This window comes from Streptomyces sp. NPDC002133 (assembly GCF_040296405.1).
GTDB lineage: Bacteria > Actinomycetota > Actinomycetes > Streptomycetales > Streptomycetaceae > Streptomyces.
On record NZ_JBEOXF010000001.1, the window covers coordinates 1 to 16,639 of the forward strand.

9 protein-coding genes and 1 pseudogene are annotated in these 16,639 nt (G+C 68.2%); 5 read left to right on the top strand and 5 right to left on the bottom strand.

What is annotated here, in order from left to right; all coding sequences use genetic code 11:
* Positions 1 to 143 precede the first annotated feature (143 nt).
* Positions 144 to 490: pseudogene (locus tag ABT078_RS00005) on the top strand (tyrosine-type recombinase/integrase); the annotation flags it as partial.
* Between the two features lie 12 nt (positions 491 to 502).
* On the opposite strand, the gene ABT078_RS00010 reads toward ABT078_RS00005, so the two are convergent.
* The gene (locus ABT078_RS00010; RefSeq protein WP_351222066.1) at positions 503 to 2,032 is read right to left on the bottom strand and encodes a helix-turn-helix domain-containing protein; all 1,530 of its coding nucleotides are present in this window, start codon (positions 2,030 to 2,032) and stop codon (positions 503 to 505) included.
* Between the two features lie 371 nt (positions 2,033 to 2,403).
* Between ABT078_RS00010 and acnA the strand changes: the two genes are divergently transcribed.
* Positions 2,404 to 5,130, top strand: a complete 2,727-nt coding sequence (acnA, locus tag ABT078_RS00015; RefSeq protein ID WP_351222068.1) for an aconitate hydratase AcnA — start codon at positions 2,404 to 2,406, stop codon at positions 5,128 to 5,130.
* A gap of 104 nt (positions 5,131 to 5,234) precedes the next feature.
* Here the strand turns inward: acnA and ABT078_RS00020 are convergent, their stop codons facing one another.
* The 4 genes from ABT078_RS00020 to ABT078_RS00035 all read right to left on the bottom strand — a co-directional run bounded on the left by ABT078_RS00020 (position 5,235) and on the right by ABT078_RS00035 (position 12,658).
* Positions 5,235 to 6,104 (bottom strand): GyrI-like domain-containing protein, encoded by an 870-nt coding sequence (locus ABT078_RS00020; protein ID WP_351222070.1) that lies wholly within the window; start codon positions 6,102 to 6,104, stop codon positions 5,235 to 5,237.
* Between the two features lie 124 nt (positions 6,105 to 6,228).
* Positions 6,229 to 7,548 carry an acyl-CoA thioesterase/bile acid-CoA:amino acid N-acyltransferase family protein gene (locus ABT078_RS00025; RefSeq protein ID WP_351222072.1) on the bottom strand — a complete coding sequence of 440 codons (1,320 nt, stop codon included), beginning with the start codon at positions 7,546 to 7,548 and terminating at the stop codon, positions 6,229 to 6,231.
* A gap of 234 nt (positions 7,549 to 7,782) precedes the next feature.
* Positions 7,783 to 8,694: an FG-GAP repeat domain-containing protein gene (locus ABT078_RS00030; protein WP_351222074.1), complete on the bottom strand. Its 912-nt coding sequence runs from the start codon at positions 8,692 to 8,694 to the stop codon at positions 7,783 to 7,785.
* Between the two features lie 94 nt (positions 8,695 to 8,788).
* A complete protein-coding gene (locus ABT078_RS00035; RefSeq protein WP_351222076.1) occupies positions 8,789 to 12,658 on the bottom strand; it encodes a GH92 family glycosyl hydrolase in 3,870 nt (1,289 codons plus the stop codon).
* Between the two features lie 503 nt (positions 12,659 to 13,161).
* Between ABT078_RS00035 and ngcE the strand changes: the two genes are divergently transcribed.
* Genes ngcE through ABT078_RS00050 form a run of 3 tightly spaced genes read left to right on the top strand, consistent with a single transcriptional unit; the run spans position 13,162 to position 16,512 of the window.
* Positions 13,162 to 14,595 (top strand): N-acetylglucosamine/diacetylchitobiose ABC transporter substrate-binding protein, encoded by a 1,434-nt coding sequence (gene ngcE, locus ABT078_RS00040; protein WP_351222078.1) that lies wholly within the window; start codon positions 13,162 to 13,164, stop codon positions 14,593 to 14,595.
* Between the two features lie 31 nt (positions 14,596 to 14,626).
* On the top strand, positions 14,627 to 15,559 hold the full coding sequence (locus ABT078_RS00045) for a carbohydrate ABC transporter permease (RefSeq protein WP_351222080.1): 933 nt from the start codon (positions 14,627 to 14,629) through the stop codon (positions 15,557 to 15,559).
* Positions 15,560 to 15,573: 14 nt separating this feature from the next.
* Positions 15,574 to 16,512 carry a carbohydrate ABC transporter permease gene (locus ABT078_RS00050; RefSeq protein WP_502981111.1) on the top strand — a complete coding sequence of 313 codons (939 nt, stop codon included), beginning with the start codon at positions 15,574 to 15,576 and terminating at the stop codon, positions 16,510 to 16,512.
* Positions 16,513 to 16,639 lie beyond the last annotated feature (127 nt).

The window sequence follows — 16,639 nt, forward strand, 5'->3', positions numbered from 1 at the left end:
CTGCCGAGTCACACGAGACAAGCTGCCATCAGCCACACCCGGCCCTCCCGGGCCGCCTAACAACTTACGGAGCTGCCATGGGGCGAGAGATCATGGCCCCTTACGCTGGCCGCGAATCGGGCTGGCTCCTCGCCCGCAAGCCGGTAAACCGAAACTGCTTCAACATGCACGTGTGGAAGCCGGCCCTGGCTCGGGCCGGCGTCATCCCCGAGCGGGAGGTGGGGGAACCGCGTTCGTGTCCTCCCGCGAGCATGGAATGCACGCGCTCCGGCACTTCTGTGCCCCGGTCCTCCTGGACGCCGGGGAGAACATCAAGGCCCTGGCGGAGTACCTCGGCCACGGCGATCCCGGCTTCACTCTGCGGACCTACACGCACCTGATGCCGAACAGCCAGGCACGCGCGCGAAAGGCCGTCGACCACGTCTTCCGCCGGGGCGGTGACACGGCCGACGGCCCACAGACGGCCCAGGATGGCGAAAATCCCTCCTGACCTGCGTAAACGTCAGATGTCGCGGAAGGTTTCGATCTGCGCGCCCACTGAGTTGAGCCGCTCCGCCAGATCCTCGTAGCCGCGGTTGATGACGTACACATTGCGCAGCACGGACGTGCCTTCGGCCGCCATCATCGCCAGCAGGACGACCACGGCGGGGCGCAGCGCCGGCGGGCACATCATCTCTGCGGCGCGCCAGCGGGTGGGGCCCTCGACGAGGACGCGGTGCGGGTCGAGGAGCTGGAGGCGGCTGCCGAGGCGGTTGAGGTCGGTCAGGTAGATCGCGCGGTTGTCGTAGACCCAGTCGTGGATGAGGGTCTTGCCCTGGGCGACGGCCGCGATGGCGGCGAAGAACGGCACGTTGTCGATGTTGAGGCCGGGGAACGGCATCGGGTGGATCTTGTCGATCGGCGCCTCCAGTTTGGAGGGGCGGACGGTCAGGTCGACGAGCCGGGTGCGGCCGTTGTCGGCGTTGTACTCGGCCGTGCGGTCGTGGTCGAGGCCCATCTCCTCGAGTACGGCGAGCTCGATCTCCAGGAACTCGATCGGCACCCTGCGAATCGTCAGCCGGGACTCGGTGACGACGGCGGCGGCGAGGAGGCTCATCGCCTCGACCGGGTCCTCGGAGGGGGAGTAGTCGACGTCGACGTCGATGGTGGCCACGCCGTGCACGGTCAGGGTCGTGGTGCCGATGCCCTCGACGCGTACGCCGAGCGCCTCCAGGAAGAAGCACAGGTCCTGGACCATGTAGTTGGAGGAGGCGTTGCGGATGACGGTGACACCGTCGTGGCGGGCGGCGGCGAGCAGCGCGTTCTCGGTCACGGTGTCGCCGCGCTCGGTCAGCACGATCGGGCGGCGCGGCGTGGTCGACCGCTCCACGACGGCGTGGTAGAGGCCCTCGGTCGCGGTGATGTCCAGACCGAAGCGGCGCAGGGCGATCATGTGCGGCTCGATCGTCCGGGTCCCGAGGTCGCAGCCGCCGGCGTAGGGCAACCGGAAGCGGTCCATCCGGTGCAGCAGCGGGCCGAGGAACATGATGATCGACCGGGTCCGCCGCGCCGCGTCGGCGTCGATGGCGTCCATGTCGAGCGTGGCGGGCGGGACGATCTCGAGGTCCGTGCCGTCGTTGATCCAACGGGTACGGACGCCGATCGAGTTGAGGACCTCCAGCAGCCGGTAGACCTCCTCGATACGGGCCACACGGCGCAGGACCGTACGGCCCTTGTTGAGCAGTGAGGCGCAGAGCAGAGCGACACAGGCGTTCTTGCTCGTCTTGACGTCGATGGTCCCGGAGAGCCGGCGTCCGCCGACGACCCGCAGGTGCATGGGCCCGGCATAGCCGAGCGACACGATCTCGCTGTCGAGCGCCTCACCGATGCGGGCAATCATCTCAAGGCTGATGTTCTGATTGCCGCGCTCGATACGGTTGACGGCGCTCTGGCTGGTGCCGAGTGCTTCGGCCAGCTGTGCCTGTGTCCAGCCCCGATGCTGACGGGCGTCACGGATGAGCTTGCCGATGCGTACGAGGTAGTCGTCTGCCATGGCGGCAGGCTATCTCAGATATGAGATGAGGTGCCCCGTGTGATGGACCATTCGAGTGATGCGCTGTTTTGATGGTGCATCATTGGTCCAACTCGGGCAAATCGGACGCGTGTGTCGGCGAGGTGTCGCGTGTCGCGGTGCAACGTGACATCGGGGGCTCGCCCCGTCACCCGTGTCCGGGCATGACCGTTCCGCGGTCATGTACTAGAGTTATCTCGACATCGAGATATCTACAGAAGGCGAGCCGCACAACCTTCCGCCGCGGTCATTTCAGTAAGGGTGACCTAACTAAGCCTTACCTTAGCGGATTGCTGAGAAAACACAGGCGGCAGGATGCGGTCAGTACGCGCACATTGATGAAGGAGACTGTCGTGTCGGCGAACAGCTTCGACGCCCGCAGCACGCTGCGCGTGGGCGACGAGTCGTACGAGATCTTCCGGCTGGACAAGGTCGAGGGCTCCGCGCGCCTCCCTTACAGCCTCAAGGTCCTGCTGGAGAACCTGCTCCGCACCGAGGACGGCGCGAACATCACCGCCGACCACATCCGGGCGCTCGGCGGCTGGGACTCGCAGGCGCAGCCGAGCCAGGAGATCCAGTTCACGCCGGCCCGCGTGATCATGCAGGACTTCACCGGCGTGCCCTGTGTCGTGGACCTCGCCACGATGCGTGAGGCCGTGAAGGAGCTCGGCGGCGACCCGGCGAAGATCAACCCGCTGGCCCCGGCCGAGCTGGTCATCGACCACTCCGTCATCGCGGACAAGTTCGGCACCCCGGACTCCTTCGCGCAGAACGTGGAGCTGGAGTACGGCCGCAACAAGGAGCGCTACCAGTTCCTGCGCTGGGGCCAGACCGCCTTCGACGAGTTCAAGGTCGTCCCGCCCGGCACCGGCATCGTCCACCAGGTCAACATCGAGCACCTGGCCCGCACCGTCATGGTCCGTAACGGCCAGGCCTACCCCGACACCCTCGTCGGCACCGACTCGCACACCACCATGGTCAACGGCCTCGGTGTGCTCGGCTGGGGCGTCGGCGGTATCGAGGCCGAGGCCGCCATGCTCGGCCAGCCGGTCTCGATGCTCATCCCGCGCGTCGTCGGATTCAAGCTCACCGGTGAGCTTGAGCCCGGCACCACCGCCACCGACCTCGTGCTCACGATCACCGAGATGCTGCGCAAGCACGGCGTCGTCGGCAAGTTCGTGGAGTTCTACGGTGAGGGCGTCACCGCCACCTCCCTCGCCAACCGCGCCACCATCGGCAACATGTCGCCGGAGTTCGGCTCCACCGCCGCGATCTTCCCGATCGACGAGGAGACGCTGAACTACCTCAAGCTCACCGGCCGCAGCGAGCAGCAGGTCGCGCTCGTGGAGGCGTACGCCAAGGAGCAGGGCCTCTGGCTGGACCCGGCCGCCGAGCCCGACTTCTCCGAGAAGCTGGAGCTCGACCTCTCCACGGTCGTCCCCTCCATCGCCGGCCCGAAGCGCCCGCAGGACCGTATCGTCCTCGCGAACGCCGCTCGGCAGTTCACGCAGGACGTGCGCAACTACGTCGAGGACGACGACGAGGCGGGCAAGGAGTCCTTCCCGGCCTCCGACGCCCCGGCCACGTCCAACGGTGTGCCGACCCGCCCGACCACCGTCACGGCCCCCGACGGCACGACGTACGAGATCGACCACGGCGCCGTCACCGTCGCCGCGATCACCTCCTGCACCAATACCTCGAACCCGTACGTCATGGTCGCCGCCGCGCTGGTGGCCAAGAAGGCGGTCGAGAAGGGCCTGACCCGCAAGCCGTGGGTCAAGACCACCCTCGCCCCGGGTTCCAAGGTTGTCACCGACTACTTCGACAAGGCGGGCCTGACCCCCTACCTCGACAAGGTCGGCTTCAACCTCGTCGGCTACGGCTGCACCACCTGCATCGGCAACTCCGGCCCGCTGCCGGAGGAGGTCTCCAAGGCCGTCAACGAGCACGACCTGGCCGTGACCTCGGTGCTCTCCGGCAACCGCAACTTCGAGGGCCGGATCAACCCCGACGTCAAGATGAACTACCTGGCGTCCCCGCCGCTGGTCGTCGCGTACGCCCTCGCGGGCTCCATGAAGGTGGACATCACCCGCGAGGCGCTCGGCACCGACACCGAGGGCAACCCGGTCTTCCTGAAGGACATCTGGCCCTCCGAGGCCGAGGTCAACGACGTCGTCGCCAACGCCATCGGCGAGGACATGTTCAACAAGTCCTACCAGGACGTCTTCGCGGGCGACGCCCAGTGGCAGGCGCTGCCGATCCCGACCGGCAACACCTTCGAGTGGGACGCCGAGTCGACCTACGTCCGCAAGCCCCCGTACTTCGAGGGCATGACGATGGAGACCACCCCGGTCACCGACATCGCGGGCGCCCGCGTGCTGGCCAAGCTGGGCGACTCGGTCACCACCGACCACATCTCCCCGGCCGGTGCGATCAAGGCCGACACCCCGGCCGGCAAGTACCTCACCGAGCACGGTGTGGAGCGTCGTGACTTCAACTCCTACGGCTCGCGCCGAGGCAACCACGAGGTCATGATCCGCGGCACGTTCGCCAACATCCGTCTGCGCAACCAGATCGCGCCGGGCACCGAGGGCGGCTACACCCGCGACTTCACCCGGGCCGCAACTGCTGACGCGGCTCCGGTCTCCTTCATCTACGACGCCTCGCGCAACTACATCGAGCAGGGCATCCCGCTGGTCGTCCTGGCCGGCAAGGAGTACGGCTCCGGCTCGTCCCGCGACTGGGCGGCGAAGGGCACCGCGCTGCTGGGCGTCAAGGCCGTCATCGCCGAGTCGTACGAGCGCATCCACCGCTCGAACCTCATCGGCATGGGTGTGCTGCCGCTGCAGTTCCCCGAGGGTGTCACGGCCGAGTCCCTCGGCCTGACCGGCGAGGAGACCTTCTCCTTCACCGGCGTCACCGAGCTCAACGAGGGCACCACGCCGCGCACGGTCAAGGTCACCACCGACACCGGTGTGGAGTTCGACGCGGTCGTCCGCATCGACACCCCCGGCGAGGCGGACTACTACCGCAACGGCGGCATCATGCAGTACGTGCTGCGGAGCCTGATCCGCAAGTAAGCGGTCGGCACACGGTCAATCGCACGGGCAACCGGACGGTCAGCCGTACGGCAAAGGGCCGCACCCCCGGCACGGGGGTGCGGCCCTCCGGCTGTCCGGCCCGCTCAGCCCGCCGTGGTCCGCTCCACCGGGATCCACAGCTCCGCGTCCGCCTCCGTGCCGTCCGGGGAGAGCCGCGTGCGCAGGATCTCCGGGCCAGGCCTGCTCCGGAAGGGGTTGGACGGGAACCACTGCGTGAAGACGTCCCGCCACAGGTACTGGAGCGTCTCCGGAAAGCGCCCCGAGTGCTCGAAGACCGCCCAGGCGCCGGCCGGTACGGTCAGCGCCGCCATGTCGTCGGGCGCCTCGGCGCCGGTCACGACGCCGTGGTAGTAGTCGAGTTCGGTGCCCTCCGCACGGCTCTCGGCGAGGTTGTCGCTCACCGCGACGATCCCCCGCGGCTCCTGGTCGGACAGTGCCTCCATACGCTCCAGGGTCTCGCTGCCGATGCTCCGGACGAACGAGACGAGCTCCGGGTTCATCCCCTCGTGGACGAGGGGGACCCGGGCCTTCCTGCCGACGACACGGAACCCGTCCTTCTCCACGATCCGGTACCGCATGCTGGTGCTCCCTTCGACGATCATGCGGAAGGACATCCGGGGCTGGGAGTCCAGCACCGCGCCGGTACGCCTGGCCTCGGCGGGGCCGACGCCGTGCATCGCGCGGAACGCGCGCGCGAACGCCTCGCCCGACCCGTAGCCGCGGCGCACCGCGATGTCGAGCAGCGTCCGCTCCCCGGCGAGGACCTCGGCGCCCGCGAGGGTGAGCCGTCTGCGGCGGATGTACTCCGAGAGCGGCATCCCCGCGAGTGCGGAGAACATCCGCCGGAAGTGGTACTCCGACGTGACGGCGATCCGCGCGAGCCCGGCCACGTCGATCTGCTCGTCGAGATGGCGCTCGATGTACTCCATCGCCTGGTGCAGCCGTTCCAGCAACCCCGGGCCTCCTTCCCTTCCGGTCACTCACGCTAGGGAAGGCCCACCCTGCCGCACCCGACATCCTGTGCCCGCTCCGGTCGGGTACGGCCGCCACCGGCGATCCGCGGGCTCGCCGCGGCCCTCACCCGGTGTTGTCGTCAGCGGCCTCGGTGAGGCGGGCTGCCTGGAGATGGCGTTCCAGGAAGCTGGTCATCGCCGCCCATGTCTCGCTCTGCGCCAGCGCGTTGGCCTGCGGAGTACCGCCGGAGACGAGGTCCGCCGTCCGGTCGACGGTCGTCGGGATCAGCGGCGGGCGCAGAACATGCCCCGCTCCCGGGTGGATCAGCAGCACGTCCTCGGCGGGCACGGTACGGCGGCGCTCGATCAGGGCGCGGGCCATCTCGTCGGCGGGCCACACCGCGTCCTTGCCCCCGGCGACCGCCATCAGCGGGGCCGCGATGTCCTCCACCGGGATCAGCGCGTTCTCCACCGCCGCCGTGTCCCTGAGCCCGGCCGCGAAGGCGAGCCGCGTCCGCAGCGCGGGGGAGCGGGACCGGCCGCCGGGCAGCCGCCGCAGGACGGCACGAGCCGCGAGCTGCGGCAGCAGCAGCTCGCTCCGCACAGGCACGTACGGCAGGGCCGCGTCCTTGTACGTCCAGGCGGAGGTCCTCGGCGGCGGGCCGCCGGGACCGAGGGCCTGCCAGACGACATGCGTCGGCGCGACGGCCACGACCGCCCGCACGGGCACCCGGCCCAGGGCGAGAGCGGCCAGTGCCCCGCCCGTCCCCACCGAGCAGGCGACGACGCCGACACGGCGGCCGTCCGCCAGAGCCCCGACCGCCCGCGCAAGGCGTTCGAGCGGCACCTCCCGCAGCGTCGCGGGCTGCCCTTCCCCGCCGGCGTATCCGAGCACCACCGTGGTGAAGCCGCAGCGGGACGCCAGCAGCGCGGCCGTCGGCGTGACCGCCTCCACGCCGGTGGAGCCGGGGATCAGCACGACCACCGGCCGGGGCCCGGAATCGAGCGCGCGCGGGGCGAACTCGACGACCCGCAGGCCTTCGTCCACCGCCTCCGTCCGCGTGATCCGCCGCGCACGCCAGCGGCGCACGACCGTCCGCCGGACCTGGCGCGCCGCATCGGCCGCGCAGCGGACGGTCCAGACCAGCTGGTCGTCCGGTGCGGAGAAGGCGACGGGCGGCACATCGCGCTGCACATGCGTCATCGACCACCACGGACCCGTCGGGTCCACACCCGTGTAGGAACCCGCGACCGGTGCGCACGTCGCCGGGCCGGCGACACCCCCGGCGTCCGCGCGGTAGCGGTTGACGGACCGCCAGGCCCTCCCGGCGGCGTCGGTCACATCGATCCGTACGGTCACGTGCTCATGCGCGCCGAGCCCCTGGACGACGAGGTCCGGGACCTCGTCGACGAGACCGTCCCCGGGTGCGATGGTGAGTTCCACGTTTCGGAACGTAAGCCGGGGCCGACCCGCGGGCGACCGGGCGCTCGCCGGTCGAGTGAGGCCCGGACCCGGACAGCCGAGCAGACGGACGGCCGAGCTGACGGACGGCCGAGCTGACGGACGGCCGAGCTGACGGACGGCCGAGCTGACGGACCGCCGAGCAACCGAGCAGCCGAGCCGCCGAGCAGACGCACAGAGGGAGCGTCAGAAGCCGGGCCGTCAGGAAAGTCCTCGTCAGAACAGCAGACGGTACCGGTTCCAGTGGGCGCCGTCGCCGATCCGGGTCCGCTGCGAGAACGGCGCCTTCGCGCTGCCGGCGCCCTTGTGGAGCCACAGGACCCCGGTCCGGTCACGGGCCAGCAGGTCGCTGCGCCCGTCCTGGTCGAGGTCGCCGATCGAGGTCAGCAGGTTGTAGCGGTTCCAGCCGTGGCCGACGCCGACGCGCTGTGAGAACGGCTTCCTCGCTTCGCCCGTGCCCTGGTACAGCCACAGCACGCCTGCCCGGTCACGCGCGACGATGTCCGGTGTACGGTCACCCGTCAGATCACCGAGACCCGCGATCTGCGTGTACGCGTTCCAGCCCGGCCCCACCACGATCCGCGGCCGCAGCGTGGCGTCGGCGCGGGCGGAGAACAGCCACAGCACCCCGCGCGGGTCGCGGGCGATGACATCGGCCTCCGGCGTGCCACCGAGGTCGCCGGGGGACAGCAGCTGGTCGTACTGGCCCCACTCGCCCTCCAGCAGCCGCTCGCCCGCCTCCGTCACATAGAAGAGCCGGCCGTCCGCCCGCTGCCCGTAGGCGCCCTCGGCGAGACCGTCCCTGTCGTGGTCGACGTGTGTGCCCGACCGATGGGTCTGCCAGCCGCCGAGCACGAACTCACGGGGCTTCAGGCCGCCTCGTCCGTCCGGCCAGTACACATGGACGTCGCCCCGACCGTCGACCGCGGTGAGCGGGAACTGCGGGGCCTCCGGCGGCACGGGCGACGCGGTGCCCGACGGAACGACGGAAGGAACGGACGAAGGAACGACGGAAGGGGTCGCGAACGCCTGCGTCGCCGCGAGCGAACCGGCGAGAGCGGTCGCGAGCGCCGCCGTGGCCAGGCGCGTCAGCGCGCGCCCGCCACGGCGGCCGGAGAGATGAGTCACGTCGTACTCCAGGAGTCGGTCGGAAGGGACGTGTGCCGCGTCCTGTGCGACGCGGCACACCGACTCCTGGATAGCCACCGACGGTAATCGCCGGCTAACCACCTGCTCCCTGCGTGGCCAGCAGTTCGATCTCCGCCAGCTGTGCGGGCCCCTGCGACTCGGGCGCGCCGCTCGGCACCAGCCGGTAGTGCCGGTACGAGCCGGGGTCGGCGATCGTGAAGACCCGCGTCTGCCGGTCCCAGGCGAACGCCTCGCCCTTCCGCTCGTCCAGCGCCGTCCACTTCTGCCCGTCGTCCGAGCCCTGGAGCACCCAGCCCGTGGGGGCCCGGTCCCGGACCGACGAGGTCAGCGTGTACTGGACGGCCCGCACCGCGCCGGTCACCGGCAGGTCCAGCGCCGCCGGCGTCCCCTCGGGCAACGACCCTTCCGTGGCCGAGGAGTTGTCGAAGAGCGGACCCGTCGCGCCGATCACGTCCCTACGGGGCGAGGGCACCTTGTCGTCCTTGGTGACCGAGACCGGGGCCGCCTTCTTCCCCGTGCCCCAGCTCGACGGCTTCGGCCCCATCGCGAACTCCAGCGTGCCGCCGCGAGCGAGCAGCGAGTGCGGCATCGCGGTGGAGTTCCAGGACTTTCCGTTCACCTTCAGGCCCTGCACATAGATGTTCCGCGAGCTGTTCCCCGGGGCCTTGACCACCAGCTCCCGGCCGTTGTCCAGATGCACGGTGGCCTTCGTGAAGAGCGGCGAGCCGATCGCGTACTCCCCGCTGCCCATCACCAGCGGGTAGAAGCCGAGTGCGGAGAAGAGGTACCAGGCGGACTGCTCGCCGTTGTCCTCGTCGCCGTGGTAGCCCTGGCCGATCTCACTGCCGGTGTAGAGGCGGGAGAGCACCTCGCGCACCTTCTCCTGGGTCTTCCAGGGCTGCGAGGCCGCGTTGTACATGTAGGTGACGTGGTGGGCGACCTGGTTGGAGTGCCCGTACATGCCCATCCGTACGTCCCGGGCCTCCGTCATCTCGTGGATGACGCTGCCGTACGAGCCGACGAACTCCGGCGAGGCCGTCTCCGGCGTCGCGAAGTAGGTGTCCAGCTTCTTGCCGAGCGCCGCGCGGCCGCCGTACAGATTGGCGAGGCCCCGTGAGTCCTGGGGCGCGGTGAAGGCGTAACCCCAGCCGTTCGTCTCGGTGTAGTCGTAGCCCCAGATGCGGGGGTCGAACTGCCCCGAGGGAACCCGCCACTCGCCCTTCAGGTTCCGGCCCTGGAAGAAGCCGGCCTCGGAGTCGAAGAGCGTGACGTAGTTACGGGCACGGTTGAGGAAGTACGCCGACTCCTCCTTGTAGCGCGCCTTCTTCGTCTTGGCGTAGAGCGCGTCGGCCATCTTCGACAGTCCGTAGTCGTTGAGGTAGCCCTCCAGCGACCAGGACAGGCCCTCGTGCGTCTCGGTGGAGGCGTAGCCGAGGAAGGGCGAGGTCTCCATGCCCTTGCGGCCCACACCCCTGCTCGGCGGCGCGACGGTGGCGTTCTTCAGCGCGGCCTCGTACGCCGCCTCCGCGTCGAAGCCGCGGACGCCCTTGACGTAGGCGTCGGCGAAGGCGACGTCGGAGGAGGTGCCGGTCATGAGATCGGCGTAGCCGGGGGAGGACCAGCGGGAGATCCAGCCGCCGTCCTTGTACTGCTGGACGAAGCCGTCGACGAGCTCGCCCGCCTTCTTCGGGGTGAGGAAGGAGTAAGCGGGCCAGGTCGTCCGATAGGTGTCCCAGAAGCCGTTGTTGACGTACACCCGGCCGTCGACGATCTTGGCGCCGGTGTGGGTCGGGGTGTCGGGTCCGGTCTGGGGCGAGAACGGGCTGGCGTATTTGTCCTTGCCGTCGACCTTCTCGAAGCCCGAATTCGGGTACAGGTAGAGCCGGTAGAGCGACGAGTACAGGGTCACCAGCTGGTCGTGGGTGGCGCCCTCGACCTCGACCCGGCCGAGGATGTCGTCCCAGGCGTCCTGCGCCCGGTCCTTGATCCGGCCGAAGCTCGCCGACTCCGGGATCTCGGCCGTGAGGTTCTTCTTCGCCTGGTCGATGCTGATCAGTGACGTTGCAATGCGCAATGTCACCGTACGGTCCGCGCCGGCGTCGAAGCGCAGATGCCCCTTCACACCCTCGGACGCGGACGAGGTGACGGGCGCGTCGAAGACGCCGTACACGAACAGCCGGGTGGCGCCCGTGGACAGCCCGCTCTTGACGTCCGAGTAGCCCGTGAAGGAGCTGGTCGCCGGGTCGAGCGTGAGCCCGGCCTGGTCGGTGACGTTGTCGAAGAGCACGGCCGCGTTCTCACCGGGATAGGTGAACCGCATGATCGCGGCGTGGTCCGTGGGGGCGATCTCCGTCTTCAGCCCGTTCTCGAACGTCACCCCGTAGTAGTGCGGGCGTGCGATCTCCTTCTCGTGGCGGAAGGGCAGGGCGCGGGCGGTGCGTGACGGGTCCGGTGTGCCCTCGGCGACGGACGGCATCAGCTGGAAGGTCTGCCGGTCGCCCATCCAGGGACTCGGCTCATGGCTGGCGCTGAACGCCTGCACGGTGGGCAGGTTGTCCGCGTTGTTCGCGCGTGAGTACTCGTACAGCCAGCTGAGCGAGGCGGCGTTGGTGACCGGCGTCCAGAAGTTGAAGCCGTGCGGCACCGCGGTCGCCGGGAAGTTGTTGCCCCGCGAGAAGGAGCCGCTGGAGTTCGTGCCGCGGACGGTCGACGCGTAGTCCGACAGATGCGCGAGCCGCTTCTCGGGCGCCTTGGGGGCGATGCGGATGTCGTCGATCCAGCCCTGGAACTTCGCCGGGCCCTTGGGCGAGTCGTACGCCACCAGGATCCGGTCCACCGTCCTGCCGGCCGCGACCGAGCCGATCCGGGAGGCCACCTGGTTCCACTGGTTGACGTAGAGCCGCTTGGCGGCGCCCTGGCCCTGCGGGGTCAGCAGGCCGCCGTGCGAGTCGACCGCCCGGAGGTCGCTCAGATAGGTGCCGTCGGTGAAGGCGAGATCGACCGACACGTTCGTGGCGGGGTAGTTGAGGTCCGTCTCGGGCAGCGAGGGGTGGATCCGGTACGACAGTTCCGTGTCGCGCCCCACGGCCGTGTCGACGTCGAAGACCTTGTTGTACGAGTACGCGCGGCCGTCCGGCTTGTGCGTGCCCGCGTACCTCAGGGCGCGCTTCCCGGTGAAGCCGGCGTTCGCCTTCGCCGTCGGGGAGCCGGCGGGGCCGCGGTCGACATGGCTGCGCATGTCCTCCGGCACCGGGGTGCTCGTGTCGCCGTCGGAGAACTGGACATCGGCGAGCTGGACGATGCCCGACGCGCCGTTGTTCCTGGTGATCTCCAGCCGGTAGTGCGCGTAGGCCGCGGCGTTCGCGACATCGATGTCGTACGTCTTCGTCTCGAAGCGCTTCTCGAAGGTCTGGCCCTCGCGGGTGTCCAGGACCTTCCACTCCTTGCCGTCCGCCGAGCCCTTGAGGGTCCAGTCCGTCGGGTCGCGCTCGTCGAAGTCGTTCGCCGATGTCAGCGCGTAGGTGACGACCTTGACCGGGGCGTCCATGTCGAATTCGGCCCAGGCCGTCGGGGTGAAGGCCAGCCATTTGGTCGACGGCTGGAGGTCGACCAGATTCTCCTTGGTCTCACCGGCGCCCGCGTTCTCGCCGCTCGCGCGCAGTTCGACGACCTTGTCCGTCACATTTCCGGGTATTCCCGAAGCAAAGCCGCCGTCGACACCCGATGACCGCTTCTTTCCGTCGGGCCCCGTTTCGACGGTGTTGCGCCAATCGGGCTGGGTTTCGTCCGCCTCGAACGACGTGGTGAATTCCCCGGTCGGCGCGGCGGGTTGGGAGGGGAGTGCGACGGCGGCCGATTGCCCCGTCACCACCAGCAGGGAAGCGGCCGCCACCAGGGCGGCCGCGCGGGCTTGTCTGTGCCGAGGGCTTGGTCTGGGCTGCATACCGAGCCGTTCCTCCCACTGAAGCGACAACGTTGTCATGCGCATGGCGCAGGATCCAGTAGGGAGGTAAGTGCCACATGATGTCAAGGGTGTTGGCGGTACGACAGGTTCGGAATCGGCCGTTCCGGTGAGATTCCGCCGGTGGAATGCATTCGGACAGTGTTCTCATATCCGCGAGGTCTCAACTCGGGAAAGACTGCTGTCGAACCTTGCTTTCGATCTTGCTCCTTTGGCGGGAAGTGGACTATACCTGTCGGCGTCCGGCTCGCCGTATCGACATGGTGGGCGGGCCAGGGGGGACGGCGGACGGCGGAGCAGTCGAGTGCATCGTCTGCCGACCGGACGCATTGCCGTTCCCGCTGCATCGCATTGCGCTCCACCCCTGCACGACCTGCATGACCCAGCTTCGGCAATTGACCGCGGTGGCGGGGCCCTTCGCCTCAGGCGAGAAGCACGGGCGACCGGTACACCGCCTGAGTCCTGGAGAAGGCGAGGACTTGAGCATGGGATCCACCTCCGCCCACAACAATGAGGGCCTAGGCCGTCGCAACCTGATCAAGCGTTCTGCCGCACTTGGCCTGATCTCCGTCCCGACGATGAGTTTCCTGTCCGCCTGCGCCAGCAGCAGTGGTGACGACCAGTCCAAGCAGAAGGGTGAGGTGACGAAGGACAACCCGTTCGGCGTCGCCAAGGACGGTGTCCTCGATGTCGTCATCTTCAAGGGCGGCTTCGGCGACCAGTACGCGATCGAGTGGGAGAAGGAGTACAAGAAGGCCTGGGGCGGCAAGGTCTCCCACCTGGGCACCCAGGAGATCACCGGCAAGCTCCAGCCCCGCTTCGTCGGCGGCAACCCGCCGGACGTCATCGACAACTCCGGCGCCCAGCAGATCAAGCTCGACACCCTCTACAAGGACGGCCAGCTCGCCAACCTCGATGAACTGCTCGACGCCCCGTCGTTCGACGACCCGGCGAAGAAGGTCCGGGACATCCTGATCCCCGGTACCGCCGAAAAGGGCAACTTCGACGGCAAGATGTACTCGCTGAACTACATCTACACCGTCTGGGGTGTGTGGTACTCCGGCAAGCTCTTCAAGGACAAGGGCTGGGAGGTGCCGAAGACCTGGGACGCCTTCCTCACGATCATGAAGGAGGCCAAGGCGGACGGCATCGGTGGCCTCGCCCACCAGGGCAAGCACCCGTACTACATCAACGTCATGATCATGGACCTGATCGCCAAGACCGGTGGTCTGGACGCCATGAAGGCGATCGACAACCTCGACCCGAAGGCCTTCGTCGGCAGCGAGGCCGCAACGGCCTCCATCGAGGCGATCTACGAGATCGTCGAGAAGGGCCTGCTGCTCCCGGGCACCAACTCGCTCGACCACATCGAGTCGCAGACCGCCTGGAACAAGGGCAAGGCCGTCTTCATCCCCTCGGGATCCTGGCTGGAGAACGAGCAGCTGAAGCAGACGCCCGCGGACTTCGACATGAAGTTCCTGCCGATGCCGCTGCTGCCCGGCAGCAAGCTGCCCTTCGAGGCGATCCGGGCCGGCGCCGGCGAGCCGTTCATCGTCCCCGAGAAGGCGAAGAACAAGGCCGGCGGTCTCGAGTTCCTCCGCCGGATGCTCTCCAAGGAGTGGTCGACGATCTTCGCCCAGCAGGCGAACTCGCTGACCATCGTCAAGGACGGTGTGGACACCTCGGTCCAGCTGCGGCCCGGCACCAAGTCCGCGGTCGAGGCGGTCACGGCGGCCGGTGCCAACACCTTCGACTACTACTACATCAACTGGTACAGCGAGATGGACGAGTCCATCCGCACGGCGTCCGCCGAGCTGATGGCCAAGCGCATTCAGCCGAAGGAATGGCTCAAGCGGGCCCAGGCCGCGGTCGACAAGGCCGCCAAGGACCCGGCGAGCAAGAACAACAAGCGTTCGTAGCCGTTCCCGCACTGACCAGGGGCAGAGTCATATGCACAAGGGCAAGAACCGGTTCGTCGCCGGATTCCTGATCGGTCCGCTCGGCCTGTATCTGATCTTCATGATCTGGCCGTACGTCCAGACCTTCGGATACTCCTTCACCAACTGGCGGGGTCAGTCCTCGCAGATGGAGTTCGTCGGCCTCGACAACTACGCGGAGTTGTTCTCCGACAGCGTCTTCCTCCGGGCGCTGTGGAACAACCTCCTGCTGCTGGTGGCCCTGCCCCTGGTCACCATCCTGCTCGCCCTCTTCTTCGCCTTCATGGTGAACGTGGGCGGGCGGGGTGGTGAGGCCGGCATCCGGGGCGTCCGCGGCTCCGGCCTCTACAAGGTCATCTTCTTCCTGCCGCACGTCCTGTCGGTGGTCATCCTGGCCATCCTGTGGCGGGCGGTCTACCGCGGCGATGTCGCCGGCCTCATCAACGGCAGCCTGATCAAGCTCGGCATCTCGGACCCCGAGCAGCCCGTCGAGTGGCTCAACTCGCCGAACCTGGTGCTGTGGTGCGTCGCCTTCGTGCTCCTGTGGTGGGGCGTGGGCTTCTACCTCGTCCTGTTCTCGGCCGCCATGCAGTCGATCCCCAGGGAGATCTACGAGGCCGCACTGCTCGACGGTGCCCGTCGCACCCAGACCTTTTTCAAGGTGACCCTGCCCCTGCTGTGGGACACGGTGCAGACGTCCTGGGTCTATCTGGCGATCATGGCCATGGACTGCTTTGCGCTCATCTCGGTCATGACGCCGGGCAACAGCTTCGGAGGCGGGCCCGACCACAGCAGTGAGGTGATGGCCACTTACCTCATGCGCAACTTCCTGGTGTTCGGCAAGAGCGGCTACGCCTGCGCCATGGGCGTGGTGATTCTCCTCCTCACGCTGATCCTGTCCGTCGTCACGCTGCGGGCCAGCCGCCGCGAGCGCATCGAGTACTGAGCGGGGAAGACGCGATGTCCACTACACCGACCATTGACGGCGTGACCAAGGAGACCGTACCGGTCCGGATCGGCGGCGGCGGCAAGCCCCGCGGCGGTCGCGGCGGTGACGGTGACGGCAAGATCCTCAACGTCTTCTCGCACGGCTTCCTCATCCTGTGGGCCGTGATGATCATCCTGCCGCTGATCTGGATCGTGCTCGGTTCCTTCAAGACCGACGCGGAGATCGGCGCCAGCTCCTGGTCCTGGCCCTCCAACTGGAACTTCGACGCCTTCTCACGGGCGTGGACCAAGGGGCACATCGGCTCGTACTTCCTCAACACCGTCATCGTGCTGGTCTTCTCCGTGCCGCTGACGATGCTGCTGGGAGCGATGGGCGCCTACGTGCTGGCCCGCTACCAGTTCTGGGGCAACCGCCTCGTCTACTACTTCTTCATCGCCGGTGCGATGTTCCCGGTGTACCTCGGGCTCATCCCGCTGTACTTCCTCATCAAACAGCTCGGCATGCTCAACACGTACCAGGGTCTGGTCCTGGTCTACGTCGCCTACTCCATGCCGTTCACGGTCTTCTTCATGCACGCGTTCTTCAGGACGCTGCCGACCGCGATCCAGGAGGCGGCGGTGATCGACGGTGCCTCGCACACCCGGATCTTCTTCCAGGTGATGATGCCGATGGCCAAGCCCGGACTGATCAGCGTGGGCATCTTCAACCTGCTCGGCCAGTGGAACCAGTACATCCTTCCGCTGGTGCTCATGCAGCAGCAGAGCGGCTTCGACCCGGACCGCTCGATGCTGACGCAGGGCCTGGTGCTGCTGAACCAGCAACAGGGTTATGCCGGCGACCTGCCCGTGATCTTCGCGGGTATGACGGTGGCGATCCTTCCCGTGGTCGTCGTCTACATCTCCTTCCAGCGACAGGTCCAGTCGGGCCTCACCGCGGGCACGCTCAAATAACGGCGCAGGGCGACGCCACAGCCCGTACAGCCCGGTCCGGGCCCCGTTCGACATGTGTCGGGCGGGGCCCGGGCCGCGTTCCCCACATGCTCAAGGTCTTGACGCGACAGGGCACCAACAGGTGAGC